Genomic DNA, 13,016 nt, shown 5'->3' with positions numbered 1-13,016 from the left:
CTACCGGCCCTGGGGCGGGCCGGCGACGAACCCGAGGCGGTCGTAGACGCGGGCCAGGGTCGGCTCGGTCACCGCGCGGGCGCGCTCGGCGCCGGCGGCCAGGATCGCGTCCAGCTGCGCCTTGTCGTCGAGGTAGGCCAGCGTCTGCTCGCGGAACGGGGTGACGAACTCGACCACCACGTCGGCGAGGTCCTTCTTGAAGTCGCCGTACCCGCGGCCGGCGTACTCGTCCTCGAGCTCGCTGATCTTGCGGCCGGTGAGCGCGGAGTAGATGGTCAGCAGGTTCGCGACGCCGGGCTTGTTCTCCTGGTCGAAGATCACGTCCCGGCCGGAGTCGGTGACCGCGGAGCGGATCTTCTTCGCGCTCACCTTCGGGTCGTCGAGCAGGTCGATGATGCCGGCCGGCGACGAGCTGGACTTGCTCATCTTGGCGCTCGGGTCCTGCAGGTCGGAGATCTTCGCGGTCTCCTTGACGATGTACGGCTCCGGCAGCCGGAAGGTCTTGCCGAACCGGTGGTTGAACCGCTGCGCGAGGTCGCGGGTCAGTTCCAGGTGCTGGCGCTGGTCCTCACCGACGGGGACCCGGTCGGCCTGGTAGATGAGGATGTCGGCGGCCTGCAGGATCGGGTACGTGAACAGGCCGACGGTGGCGCGGTCGGCGCCGCCCTTGGCGGACTTGTCCTTGAACTGCGTCATCCGGCTGGCCTCGCCGAACCCGGTCAGGCAGCCCAGCACCCAGGCCAGCTGCGCGTGCTCGGGCACGTGCGACTGGACGAACAGGGTGGAGCGCTCCGGGTCGATCCCGGCCGCGAGCAACTGCGCCGCGGACCGGCGGGTGCGCTCGCGGAGCGCCTTCGGCTCGTAGTCCACGGTGATCGCGTGCAGGTCGACGACGCAGTAGAACGCCTCGTGGTCGTCCTGCAGGGCCACCCATTGCCGCAACGCGCCGAGGTAGTTGCCGAAGTGGAAGGAGTCCGCCGTCGGCTGGATCCCGGAGAGCACGCGGGGGCGCCGCTGGGAACCGGCTGCGGAGGGGTCAGACGCAGCATGGGACATAAGGGCGATTCTGCCAGCGGCTCTAGTTCACTCCACACCCGGGCGGGTCGCGACCCTCCATAAGCTCAGAGTTATGCCCGCCTCGCTTCGCTCGGCGGGGTGAGGGAGGGGGCACCCGGCGCGGTGGGGTGGGCTGGGGTGCGGGGTTACCAGGACCAGCCGCGGGCGGCTAGTTCTTGTTCTTCGTGCCAGCGTTTGGCTTCGGAGCGTTGTTGTTCCGGTTCGCCGGGGACGCCGGCCAGGCGGCACGCTTCGTCGAGAAGGTCGTCGTACGCCGCCTCCAGTGCCATCAGGCGATGGGCCCGGGCGTAGATGTGCGGCGTGGACTCGACGCTGCGAATCTTGCTGGACAGGTGACCCAGGCGGGTCTGCAGGCGGAGCGTGTCGAACGGATCCGGCTCGACGACGGCCCGCCGATGCAGGCGCGACGTGACACGAGCGGTCCGCTGCTCCAGCCCACGCCGCCAGCGTCCCTGCGGCGGGTGCGGCAGCAGCAGGCTCAGAAGCAGGCTCAGCAGGGCGCAGAGCAGCAGAAACACACCCGCCGACAGCAACCACGCCATAGCTTTCACTCCCACTTCCGAGAGTACGGCGAGCGGGACCCGACGGCGACGGGGAATTACGCGTTCGTGGCGGGGTCGCCGTCCACCGCGGCCGCCAGCTTCGGCACCAGCTCGTCGAGCACGATCGGCAGGCTCAGCACGGACACGAAACTCGTCGCGCCGTACAGCTGGTCGTCGTAGTCCTCCTCGACGAACACGTCCCGTCCCTCGGTGCGCACCTTGAGGTTCTTGTACAGCGGGTCCGCCTTCAACTTCGCCGTACCGCCCTTGGTCGGGAACCACACCAGCGCCTGCTGATCGAGCAGCGCGATCCGCTCCGCGCTGATGTTCGCGCCGAGCTTCTTGTAGTCGTCTGCGGAGATCCCGGAGTACAGCCCGATGATCAGGTCCGGCCGCAGCGCCGCGATCTTCTCGAACTGCAACCCGTCCTTGTCGCTCAGCACCTGCGGCACGGCCGCGTCCCCGAGCTTCGCCTTGGCCCACGGGAACAGCGCGCCCGGCTTCTCCCCGAACCACTCGGTCGTCCCCACCGGCGCGACGCCCAGCGCGAGCAGCGCGTCCTGCTCCACCAGCCCGACCGTCACGACCCGCTGCGGCGCCGCCTTGACCACGGTGTCGCCGTACTTGTTCTTGATCGTCACCGGGAACGCGCCACCACCCGGCGAACTCGCCGCCTCCGGCTTGTCCTCGGACCCGCAGCCGCTCAACCCGAGCAGGAGAACGATCAGGACCACCAGGCGGCGCATAGAGACCTCACAAGATTCGAGTTAGGTTGCCCTAACCTAACCCAGCTCTCAGTCGCGGTGGTACTTCGTCACCTCGGCGTCCTGTTTGAGCTTGTCGGCCGCGGCCTGGATGCGGGCGGTCCACTCGGACTGCTGGACACCGCCCGCCATGAACTGAGCCGTCGTCGTGGCGGCCGTGGTGGCGAACGCGGGGTACCAGGTGTCGAAGTACCAGGTGATCACCTGATCGCCGGCGGCCGACAGGAGATCGCGGGCCGAGCGGAGCGCCGTACTCATCTCCAACCCGTCGGCCGCGCCGCGGACGATCGTGAGCTGACTGGACTCCGAGCTGACCTGCGCCGCCACGTCCGCGGACAACAGCGCCCGCAGGTACTCGAGCCCGCCCGCCTTGTTCTTCGCCTTCTCGGGCACCACGAGCGGCGCCGTCGCGGCGACATGCAGTCCGCTGGCGAGCGCCGGCGAGTTGTCGAGCGGCGGTACGGCGAACATCGTCAGCCCGAACCCTTCCGGGACCAGGCCTTTCATCTCGTTCTCGAGCCAGTTGCCGCACGGCAGCATCCCCGCCTTCGAGGCCAGGAAGCGCTTCTGCGAACCGATGTGGTCGTACTGCGCGGTCCCGGGGGCGAGCAGGCCGCGCTTGGTCAGCTCGCCGACCGCGGCGATCGCCCGGGTGACGCTCTCGTCCTTCCACGCACCGTCGTCGAGGTTGTCGATCCGCTTGAGCACGTCCGGTCCGCCGGTCTTGGCGGCCAGCGTGAGCACGAGTTCGAGGAGGTAGTACGGGTGCGTGCCGGCGTACATGAACGGTCCGAGACCGGCCGCCTTCATGTCGGTGCCGAGCGCGAGCAGATCCGGCCAGCTGTGCGGGACCTCCCAGCCGTTGCGCTGGAACAGGCCGGCCGAGTACCAGATCCCGTAGACGGTCGCGACGTAGTTCAGGCTGCGCTGCGTACCGTCGTACCGTCCGACGTCGAGCATGCCGGACAGCAGCTGGTCCTTGACCTTGGCGTCGTGGTTGTCCCAGGAAGGTGCGTCGAGCAACTGTTGCAGATCGGCCAGCGCACCGTCCTTGACCAGCCGGCCGAGCTCGAGGGCGCTGTCACCGGCGCTGAGCACCACGTCGGGCGGGCTCCCCGCGGCGAACCGGGGCAGCAACTCGTCCGACAGTTGCCGCGTCACCTTGGGCGTGACGACGGCGCTCGCGTACTTCTTGCGGTACGCCGACGCCGCGAACCCGCCGTACTCCTCGCTGACCACCACGTCTAGCGGCGCGTTCCCGTCGACGGTGAACGGGTTCTCCGGTGACACCGGCGGCGCGGCCGGGGCGCCGGAGCATCCGCTCACGACGCCACCGGCCAGCGCCGCTTGCAGTAACGTCCGCCGTTTCAGCACCTGGGCAGGCTAGTCCTTCAGGGTGCTTCCGGGTGGTTGTCAGGCGGTGCGGCGGATGCGACCGGCGTACAGGGCTTCCAGGGCGTGGTTGTGCTCGTCGCCACCCGGGATGTTCGCGGACAGGTACACCGGCGGGGTCTCGCCGGCCTCGGTCATCCGGCGGAGCACCTCGGCGACCAGCATCTGGGCGATCAGCGCGGCGGTGATGGACGAGACCGCGCACACCTTCCCACCACCGGGCAGGTCGAGCACGGAGTCGCCGTACGGCGCCTCGTTGTCGAGCACCACGTCCGCGAAGTCGATGAGCTTCTTGCCGGACGGGTGCCGCGAGTCCATGCCGCCCGTGTGCTGCAGCGAGGTGATCGCGATCAGCGGGTGGCCCTTCTCCTTCACCACGCTCGCGAGCTCGACGATCGAACCGTTCACGCCGGAGTTGGAGGCGATGATGAACAGGTCGCCCTCGCGGGCCGCGGACAGTTCGTAGAGCTTGCGCGAGTACTGCGGGTCGCGCTCGAGCTCCGCACTCCGCAGCAGCTCCGGCGGCTCGCCACCGAGCAGGACCAGGTCGCGCAGCGCGATCCGGTTGCTGGCGATCAGCCCGCCGGCGCGGCCGGCGATCTCCATCGCGAGCGCCTCGGAGTGGCCGGAGCCGAAGGCCTGGATGACGCCGTTCGCCCGCAGCGAGGCGACCATCAGGTCGGCGGCCTGCTGGATCGGGCCGTCGATCTGCGTGGTGACCGCGGACAGGATCGGCATCAGCGTCTGAACGTAGGCCTGCGCGCTCACGCCGCCCGTGGTGCTCTCCCCCGTAGTACTGCTGGCCATCAGCGGGCCCACCCCTCGGCTAATCTGCACGCTTCGACACTCCTCGTGCCGACAACTGCGCAAGTTTGCGGTTTGCTGGACAGAACTTTTCTCAACTGGCAGCTTAAGTCAAGGCTGCTCATCCGTGGGATCTCCCTCGCTCGGGACCGTTGCGTGACCTTGTTCTGTTGTGCTTGACATTAGGCTCGTTTGAGCAGTTTGGAGCATCGCGTATGTCGGTCGACCCACTGGTGCTCGGCGGAGATCTGGGCGGGACCTCCACCCGGATCGTGATCGCGGACTCTGAAGGCAACGTAGTCGGTCGCGGAGCTGCCGCGGGCGGAAACCCGACGAGCCACCCGGCAAGCGCGGCGGCCAACTTCGGTCAGGCGCTTCACGCGGCCCTCACCGGGCTGGACCCGAGCGCCGTCCAGGCAGGCGTCGTCGGCATGGCCGGCGGAGTGGCACTGGGCCGCCCCGACGTGGCCGCCCAGTTCGAGGCCGCTTGGACCGGCGCAGGCCTGACGGTGCCACCGGAGTACATCGGTGACCTGGAGGTCGCTTTCGCCTCGGGTACGCCGGAACCGGACGGCACCGTGCTGATTGCGGGCACCGGCAGCAACGCCGGACTCGTGCGGAACCACCAATTGCTCCGCACGGCCGGCGGCCACGGCTGGTTGCTGGGTGACGATGGATCGGGGTTCTGGTTCGGCCGGGAGGCAGTGCGCAGCGTGCTGCAGGCGCTTGACCTGCGCGAGCCACTCGGGGTCCTCGGGCAGGCCGTCGTACAGGCGCTCCTGCCGGAGCGGGACGAGAACGCGACCGGACTGCGGGAAGGGTACGACGCGTTGCGCGACGACCTGGTGCGGACCGTGAACAGCCGCCCGCCGGTGATGCTCGCCGAACTGGCGCCGACCGTGATGGCGGCGTACGCCCAGAACGACGAGACTGCTCAGACCCTGGTGAAACGCGCAGCCGAGTTGCTCACCGAAACGGTCGCCCGCCTGAAAACCACCTCGGACAAGGGCCCGATGGTGCTGGCCGGCAGCGTCGCCGGCGAATCGTCCCCCGTCGGCCAGCTGATCCGCCAACACTTCGCCGGCGAAGTCCGCACCGCCAAAGACGGCGTGGGTGGCGCCACCTGGCTGGCCCTAGGCACCCTCGACCCAGCCCTGGCCACCACCCAGAACCACACCCGCCTAGTCGAACACTGAGACCGGGCGTACTTCTACCGCGAAGAACTCGGCCTCAGGGATGGTGGCAGCGATCTCCTCCGCCCGCTCGGGGGTCTCCACGTCGATGAGGAAGACCCCGGCGAGCTGCTCCTTCGCCTCGGAGTACGGCCCGTCGGTCGTCGCGCGGACACCTTCCCGGACCCGGACCACGCGGGTCTTCGACGGTGGATCGAGTGGCACCGCGTTGATCAGTTCGCCGGACTTGTCGAGCTCGGTGAGCAGGTCGTCGAGCTGCGCGGTGAGTGCGTCACGGGCCTTCTTCGGCAGCGCCTTGCCCGCTTCGGTGTGCAGGAACGACGGGTGGCCCCAGGTGATCGGGTTGCTGTGGATCATCAGCAGGTACTTCATGACCGGTTGTCCTTTCGGGTACGGCTGACTGGATCTTCGCAGCAGACGTCGGCGCCGCCCGGTGGGACTCGACATTTCGATCCTGACTCAACACAATCACTGAATCGTCAGCGACCAACGTGGGTACCGGCCGGATGTGCTGCTAGCGGGGCGGTATCGCACCAAGGAGATCCGCGGCCACGGTGGGATGGGCGAGGTCTACCACGGGTACGACGAACTTCTCGGCCGACCGGTGGCGGTGAAGCTGCTGCGACCCGATCTCCGGGACCCGTTCGCGACGGCGCGGTTCCAGCGGGAGGCCCGGGTCGCGGCCGTTGTGAAACACCCGCACGTCGTCGCGGTCTACGACTTCGGCCATTCCAACGGCGAGTACTACCTGGTCATGGAGCTGGTCGAGGGTCGCAGCGCGACCCACGAACTCGCATTGCACGGCCCGCTGGAGGCGCAGCGGGCCGTCGCCATCGTCCGGGAGGCGGCCTCCGGCCTGGCCGCCGCGCACCGGCACGAGATCGTGCACCGCGACATCAAGCCGGACAACCTGCTGATCGACCTCGACGGTTCGGTGAAGGTGGCCGACTTCGGCATCGCCCGCTCGCCAGGCACTGCGTCGCTGACCACCACGTCGTCCGGGACGATCCTCGGCACCAGCTACTACCTGGCGCCCGAGCGGGCCCTGGGACACTCGGCCACACCGGCCTCGGACGTGTACGCGCTCGGCTGCGTGCTGTACCAACTGCTCGTCGGACGCCCACCGTTCGAGGGCGACAACCCGACCGCGATCCTCTACCAGCACGTCGAGGTCGAGCCGGCCCTTCCCGCGGACCTCCCGGCGCCCGTCGCTGATCTCCTCCGCTCCCTGCTGGCCAAAGACCCCGACGACCGACCCACGGCCACAGAGCTCGCCGCCTGGACCGACGGGTCCACCGCGCGGACCAGTGAGCTCACCCCGACTCCCCGCTCCCTACGGCGCCGGATTTTCGCGGTGCTGGCTGGACTGCTCGTCGCCGGCGCGGCCGTGACGGCCGGGGTGTTCATCGACCAGGCGGGCAACACTCCGCTGATTCCACCGGAGGTCGCACGCATCCACTCACCGCGGCAGGCCCCACCATCACCTCTCCCGACAGCCGGCCCAACTGTCACCCCGTCCGTCACCCCGTCCGTCACCCCGACCGTCACCCCGACCGTCACCGTGACGAAGCCGGCCACCCCGAGGACGGTGCCGACGACCGTGCCACCACGGACAACTCCCCTCAGCCCGACCGGCCCCACCGCCGCTCCGACGCCCACCACCGGCAACCAGGGGGACGACAGCCAGAACTGACATTCCAAGCAACGGCTTGACATCGCATCCGGCGTACCGCATATTCCAAGCATGTCTTTGGAGAAGGATCCGCGGCGGTCGCGGTTGCTGAACGATCCGCTGGCGATTCGCGCGATGGCGCATCCGGTCCGGCTGGACCTGCAGTCGCTGCTCGGGCGGGAAGGGCCGATGACCGCGGCCGACGCGGCGCGGCAGCTCGGGATCAGTCAGGCGCTGGCGTCGCATCACCTGCGACAGCTCGCGAAGTACGACTTCGTCGAGCCGGCGCCGGGGAAGGACAACCGTGAGCGGCCATGGCGGCTGGTGTCGACGTCGCAGTCCTGGCGAGACGCCGCCGCGACCCCGGAGGGTGCCGCGGCCGCCGACGTCCTCGAGCAGTTGCTGGCCGAGCGGGCGCTCGACTCGCTGAGCCGGTGGCAGCTGCAGCGGCCGGCCGAAGGCGTCGAGTGGCGCGACAACACCGGCATCGGGCAGAGCGGTTTCTATCTGACGGCCGACGAGCTCACCGAGTTGGTCACCGAGATCGACGCCCTACTACAGCGCTGGATCGACCAGCGACCCATCGACGACAAGTCCGCCCGCCCGCCCGGCAGCCGGCATGTCTCCATCACCCAGATCGTCACAGTCTCCCCGGAGAACGGACCGGAATCGGACAACGAAGCGGAGTAAGCAGATGAAGGACTTGTGGGGCGTCCTCGCACGGCAACGTGACTACCGCCTGATGCTCAGCGCCGGCCTGATCTCACTGATCGGCGACTGGCTGCTGCGTACCGGTCTCGCGTTCCAGGTGTACGTACTGACCGGATCGACGCTGGCCTCGGGTGGACTGCTGCTCGCGTCCTTCCTCCCGGCCGTCGTCTTCGGCTCGCTGGCCGGCGTCTTCGTCGACCGGTGGAACCAGCGGACCACGATGATCGTGACCAACGTGCTCAACGCGCTGGTGCTGATCCCGCTCGTCGCCGTCCACGACGCGAGCATGATCTGGATCGTGTACGGCGTCGTACTCGCGCAAAGCTGTCTGCAACAGTTCTTCACCCCTGCCGAACAGTCGCTGGTCCCAGTGCTCGTGAACCCCGAGCAACTGGTGACGGCGAACGCGCTGAACAGTCAGATCCGCGACCTCGCCCGCCTGATCGGCGCCGCGCTCGGTGGTGTGCTCGCGGCCGCGGGCGGGCTGACGCTGCTGGCCTTCGGGGACGCCGCGACGTTCCTGATCGCTGTCGTCCTGGTCGCCGCGATGCGATATCGGCACCAGCGAACCGTCACCGAAGAGCAGACCACCGGCGGGGCGATCAAGCGCCTGAAGACCGAATGGACCGAGGGGCTGCGGCTGTGCGTCGCCAGCCCGGCGATGCGGTTGTTCTTCGTGTTCTCCATGGTCACCGGGGTCGGTGAAGGGATCATGAGCACGCTCTTCGCACCGTTCGTCAGCGCCGAGATCGGCGGCGACGGGAAGGTCTACGGCCTGATCGTGTCCTCGCAGGCGATCGGCGGGATCGTCGGCGGCCTGATCGCCGCCGCGATCGGCTCCCGCTGGCCGGCCGCGACCCTGTGGGGCATCGGCGCCTTCGCCTTCGGCCTGATCGACGTCACGCTGTTCCTCTACCCGCTGGTGTCGAGCAGCGTGGTCCCGGCGTTCGTCTGCATGATCGTCGTCGGCCTGCCCGGCGCACTGGCCGTCGCCGGGATGATGACGGTCTTCCAGCACCTCACCGTCGACGGCACCCGCGGCCGGATCTTCGGCGCGGTCGGCGCCGCCGAGAGTGTCGCGGTGCTGATCGGCATCACCGCGGCCGGGTTCCTCGGCGACGCCGTTGGCATCATCCCGGTCCTGGTCTTCCAGGGCCTCGGGTACGTCGTGGGTGGGCTGGTGGTGCTCAGTCGGCGGCAGGTGCTGGCGCGTCGGCCGGAGGCGGCTCCGCTCCCGGCGTGACCAGGTGCAGCCGGACCCGGGCGACCCGGCGGCCGTCCATCTCGGTGACGGTCAGCGTGTGGGCGTCGAGCGGCACCTCGTCGCCGGTCGACGGGACCTTCCCGAGGCTGGCGGCGAGGAACCCGCCGACGGTCTCGTAGGGGCCGTCGGGGAGCTCGATCAGGGTCGCGTCGGCGAAGTCGTCCAGGTTCAGCAGGCCGTCGACCTCGATGTCGCCGCTGCGCAACCGGGTGGTCTCGGCCGGCTCCTCGTCGTACTCGTCCTTGATGTCGCCGATCAGTTCCTCGACCAGGTCCTCGAGCGTGACGATGCCGGCGGTGCCGCCGTACTCGTCGAGGACGATCGCGAGGTGGGTACTGCGGCGGCGCATCTCAGTCAGCGTCGGCAGCAGTTTCGCGGTGTCGGGCAGCATCAGTACGTCGCGCGCGAGGTCGCCGACGCGCACCGAGCGGGTCGCGACGGCCGGGTCGAACAGGTCGCGGACGTGCACGAACCCGACGATGTCGTCGGCGGAACCGTTCATCACCGGGTACCGCGAGTGCGGCCGCTCGGCGGCGAACTTCACCGCCTTGTACGCCGGCATCTCGGCGTCGACGAAGTCCACCTCGGTGCGCGGCAGCATCAGCTCGCGGAGCTGGCGGCTGCCGGCCTCGAAGACGTCGTCGACGATCTTGCGCTCTTCCTCACCGAGCGACTCGTGCGCCGAGACCAGGTCCCGGAGCTCCTCGTCGGTCATCACCTCGCGGTTCGCGTTCGGGTCGCCGCCGAGGGCCCGCACGACCACGTCGGTCGACTTGGAGAGCAGCCAGATGACCGGCCGGGCCCCGGAGGCGATCCGGTCGACCAGCGGCCCCAGGCCGAGCGCGAACGTCTCGGCGCGTTGCAGCGCGAGCCGCTTGGCCGCGAGCTCGCCGAGCACGATCGAGACGTAGGAGATGCAGATGGTGATCAGCACCAGCGCGACGGTGTTCGCCACCGACTCGGGCAGGCCGAGGTTACGCAGGTGCGGGGCGAGGGCGTCGGCCAGGGTCGCGCCACCGAAGGCGGCGGACAGGAAGCCCATCAGGGTCACGCCGATCTGCACGGCGGACAGGAACCGGTTCGGGTTGGCGGCGACCTTCGCGACGATCGCGCCACGCTTGCCGCGGTGCGAGAGTGCCTTCAGCTGGCTCTCCCGCAGTGACACGAGGGCCATTTCGGCGGCGGCGAAGACACCGCCGATCAACACGAAGACCAGAATCAGAACGATGTTCAGCAGCAGGGAGTCGTTCATGGGTGGAGTTTCCTAGCGCCCTCTCGTCAGACCACGAGAGGGCGGGCGTAGGGCGTAGTCGTCCATCTACCAAGCCTAGCGGGCGCTCGGGCCGCCGTGCGTGTTCGAGTTTGTTGGTTTACGATGATTCCTGGCCGGACGCGTCGTACGGCCGGGAGGGTCACACGATGAACACACCCCGCGGTGTCCGCCGGACCGACACCAAACTGTCGGACGGGCGCGAGCTGATCTACTACGACCCGGCCGACGCGCCGCCCCGGGTGCCGCTCGAGGACACCCGTGGCCTGCCCGCACCGCAACCGCAGGTCGAGCTGCGCACCGACCCGCTGACCGGTGACGTGATCACCTACGCGACGCACCGCAACACCCGCACGTACCTGCCGCCGGCCGACCAGTGCCCGCTGTGCCCGAGCAAGCCGGGCAACCCGACCGAGATCCCGGACCACGACTACAACGTCGCCGTCTTCGAGAACCGGTTCCCGTCCTTCGCCGGCCCCGGCCGGACCGAGGTGGTCTGCTTCACCAGCGACCACAACCGCTCGTTCACCAACCTGTCCCAGGGCCAGGCCCGGCTCGTCGTCGACACCTGGGCCGACCGGACCGCGGAGCTGAGCGCCCGCGACGACGTCGAACTGATCTTCCCGTTCGAGAACCGCGGCCGCGAGATCGGCGTCACGCTCAGCCACCCGCACGGCCAGATCTACGCCTACCCGTTCGTCCCGCCGCGGATGCGGACCCTGCTCGCCCAGGCGCGCAAGCACCAGGAAGTGGCCGGCAGCAACCTGTTCGCCGACGTCCTGGCCGCCGAGCGCAAGGAGGGCACCCGGGTTGTCGCGGAGAACGGCAACTGGACCGCGTTCGTCCCGGAGGCGGCCCGCTGGCCGGTCGAGGTGCACCTGTACCCGCACCGTCAGGTCGGCGGGATCGACGAGCTGTCGGTCGGCGAGCGCGACGACTTCGCCGAGCTGTACCTCGACGTTCTGAACCGCCTCGACGGTCTGTACGGCGAGCCGCTGCCCTACATCGCCGCCTGGCACCAGGCACCGGTCCGGATCGACCGCGAACTCGGCTACCTGCACCTGGAGCTGTTGTCGATCAAGCGGGCCGCGGACAAGATCAAGTACCTGGCCGGCTCCGAGTCCGGCATGGGCGCGTTCATCAGCGACACCCGGCCCGAGGACGTGGCCGAGACTCTGCGGAAGGTTGGCTCGTGAGCTTCGAGGATCTCTTCGGTACGGCGCCCGACGGCACCTGGCGCGCTCCCGGGCGGGTCAACCTGATCGGCGAGCACACCGACTACAACGACGGTCTCGTCCTCCCGATCGCGCTGCCGAACCGGATCCAGATCACCGCGTCGAAGCGCGACGACGGCCGGATCGCGGTCGCGTCCAGCGGGCACCCGGGCACCATCGAGTTCGCGATCGACGAGCTGGCTCCCGGTTCGGTCGGCGACTGGGCGGCGTACCCGGCCGGTGCCGCGTGGATCCTGCGCGAGACCGGCTACCCGATCGGCGGCGCGAACCTGCTGGTCGACTCCGACCTCCCGTCCGGCGCGGGGCTCTCATCGTCGGCCGCCTTGCTGTGCGCGACGTTCGTGGCGTTGCTCGGCCTGCGCGACATCGAGGTCGACCCGGCCGAGGTGGCGCGGCTCGCCCAGCGGGCCGAGAACTCCTACGTCGGTGCGCCGGTCGGACTGATGGACCAGATGGCCTCGATGTGCTGCACCGCGGGCCACGCACTGTTCTTCGACATCCGCGCGATGTCGACCGACCAGATCCCGTTCGACCCGCCGGCCGACGACCTCGCCCTGCTGGTCGTCGACGTGAAGGCACCGCACCGGCACGTCGACGGTGAGTACGCCGCGCGCCGGAAGAGCTGCGAGCAGGCCGCGGCCGAGCTCGGCGTACCGGCACTGCGGTCGATCGCCTTCGAGGAGCTCGACGACGCGCTGGCGCGGTTGTCGGACGACGTCGTACGGTGCCGGGTGCGGCACGTGGTCACCGAGATCCGCCGGGTCGAGGACGCGGTCGCGCTGATGCGGGCCGGCAAGCTGCGTGAGGTGGGTCCGCTGTTCACCGCGTCGCACGCCTCGCTGCGCGACGACTTCGAGATCACCGTGCCGGAGCTGGACGTTGCCGTCGACACCGCTCTCGAGGCGGGCGCGCTCGGTGCGCGGATGACCGGTGGCGGCTTCGGCGGCTGCATCATCGCGCTGGTCGAGGCCAGCGCGGCCGAATCGGTCCTGGCCGCAATCGAGAAGGCGTTCGCGGAGCACGGCTTCAACGCGCCGACCTCGCTGGCCGCGACCCCGTCGGCCGGGGCATCCCGGGTCAGCTGACGCCGTA

The 13,016-nt window shown here is 69.4% G+C and carries 13 protein-coding genes; 6 read left to right on the top strand and 7 right to left on the bottom strand.

The window, feature by feature from the left end; all coding sequences use genetic code 11:
- The 5 genes from trpS to AC0662_RS14335 form a co-directional block, all read right to left on the bottom strand.
- Nucleotides 1-1,056: a tryptophan--tRNA ligase gene (gene trpS / locus AC0662_RS14355; protein ID WP_452200819.1), complete on the bottom strand. Its 1,056-nt coding sequence runs from the start codon at nucleotides 1,054-1,056 to the stop codon at nucleotides 1-3.
- 146 nt (nucleotides 1,057-1,202) lie between these two features.
- Complete coding sequence (locus tag AC0662_RS14350; RefSeq protein ID WP_452200817.1) at nucleotides 1,203-1,619, bottom strand: hypothetical protein; 417 nt, start codon at nucleotides 1,617-1,619, stop codon at nucleotides 1,203-1,205.
- A 56-nt stretch (nucleotides 1,620-1,675) separates the two neighbouring features.
- The gene (locus AC0662_RS14345) at nucleotides 1,676-2,365 is read right to left on the bottom strand and encodes a hypothetical protein (RefSeq protein ID WP_478300860.1); all 690 of its coding nucleotides are present in this window, start codon (nucleotides 2,363-2,365) and stop codon (nucleotides 1,676-1,678) included.
- 48 nt (nucleotides 2,366-2,413) lie between these two features.
- Entirely contained in the window at nucleotides 2,414-3,757 is a 1,344-nt protein-coding gene (gene ngcE, locus AC0662_RS14340) for an N-acetylglucosamine/diacetylchitobiose ABC transporter substrate-binding protein (protein WP_478300858.1), read from the bottom strand.
- 39 nt (nucleotides 3,758-3,796) lie between these two features.
- On the bottom strand, nucleotides 3,797-4,582 hold the full coding sequence (locus AC0662_RS14335; RefSeq protein WP_478300856.1) for a sugar isomerase domain-containing protein: 786 nt from the start codon (nucleotides 4,580-4,582) through the stop codon (nucleotides 3,797-3,799).
- 212 nt (nucleotides 4,583-4,794) lie between these two features.
- Here AC0662_RS14335 and AC0662_RS14330 point away from each other — a divergent pair, with 212 nt between their 5' ends.
- On the top strand, nucleotides 4,795-5,775 hold the full coding sequence (locus AC0662_RS14330) for an N-acetylglucosamine kinase (RefSeq protein ID WP_452200809.1): 981 nt from the start codon (nucleotides 4,795-4,797) through the stop codon (nucleotides 5,773-5,775).
- Here AC0662_RS14330 and AC0662_RS14325 read toward each other — a convergent pair.
- Nucleotides 5,761-6,144, bottom strand: coding sequence for a YciI family protein (locus AC0662_RS14325; protein ID WP_452200807.1), 384 nt, complete (start codon nucleotides 6,142-6,144; stop codon nucleotides 5,761-5,763). The two genes, AC0662_RS14330 and AC0662_RS14325, sit on opposite strands and share 15 nt — an antisense overlap.
- 136 nt (nucleotides 6,145-6,280) lie before the next feature.
- Here AC0662_RS14325 and AC0662_RS14320 point away from each other — a divergent pair, with 136 nt between their 5' ends.
- Genes AC0662_RS14320 through AC0662_RS14310 form a run of 3 tightly spaced genes read left to right on the top strand, consistent with a single transcriptional unit; the run spans nucleotide 6,281 to nucleotide 9,398 of the window.
- Nucleotides 6,281-7,465, top strand: a complete 1,185-nt coding sequence (locus tag AC0662_RS14320; protein WP_478300853.1) for a serine/threonine-protein kinase — start codon at nucleotides 6,281-6,283, stop codon at nucleotides 7,463-7,465.
- Between the two features lie 51 nt (nucleotides 7,466-7,516).
- The gene (locus AC0662_RS14315; RefSeq protein WP_452200803.1) at nucleotides 7,517-8,134 is read left to right on the top strand and encodes an ArsR/SmtB family transcription factor; all 618 of its coding nucleotides are present in this window, start codon (nucleotides 7,517-7,519) and stop codon (nucleotides 8,132-8,134) included.
- Between the two features lie 4 nt (nucleotides 8,135-8,138).
- Nucleotides 8,139-9,398, top strand: a complete 1,260-nt coding sequence (locus tag AC0662_RS14310; protein ID WP_478300850.1) for an MFS transporter — start codon at nucleotides 8,139-8,141, stop codon at nucleotides 9,396-9,398.
- Here the strand turns inward: AC0662_RS14310 and AC0662_RS14305 are convergent.
- Nucleotides 9,343-10,671, bottom strand: coding sequence for a hemolysin family protein (locus AC0662_RS14305; RefSeq protein WP_452200799.1), 1,329 nt, complete (start codon nucleotides 10,669-10,671; stop codon nucleotides 9,343-9,345). The two genes, AC0662_RS14310 and AC0662_RS14305, sit on opposite strands and share 56 nt — an antisense overlap.
- Before the next feature lie 167 nt (nucleotides 10,672-10,838).
- Here AC0662_RS14305 and galT point away from each other — a divergent pair, with 167 nt between their 5' ends.
- Together galT and galK are read left to right on the top strand one after the other, a co-directional pair.
- On the top strand, nucleotides 10,839-11,885 hold the full coding sequence (galT, locus tag AC0662_RS14300) for a galactose-1-phosphate uridylyltransferase (protein ID WP_452200797.1): 1,047 nt from the start codon (nucleotides 10,839-10,841) through the stop codon (nucleotides 11,883-11,885).
- Nucleotides 11,882-13,009: a galactokinase gene (gene galK / locus AC0662_RS14295; RefSeq protein WP_478300848.1), complete on the top strand. Its 1,128-nt coding sequence runs from the start codon at nucleotides 11,882-11,884 to the stop codon at nucleotides 13,007-13,009. Before galT ends, galK begins: the two co-directional genes overlap by 4 nt.
- Nucleotides 13,010-13,016 lie beyond the last annotated feature (7 nt).

It is taken from the genome of Kribbella sp. NPDC043289 (assembly GCF_056436705.1).
The sequence above is the reverse complement of the archived record's forward strand: the minus strand, read 5'-3'. Positions and strand labels throughout refer to the sequence as shown.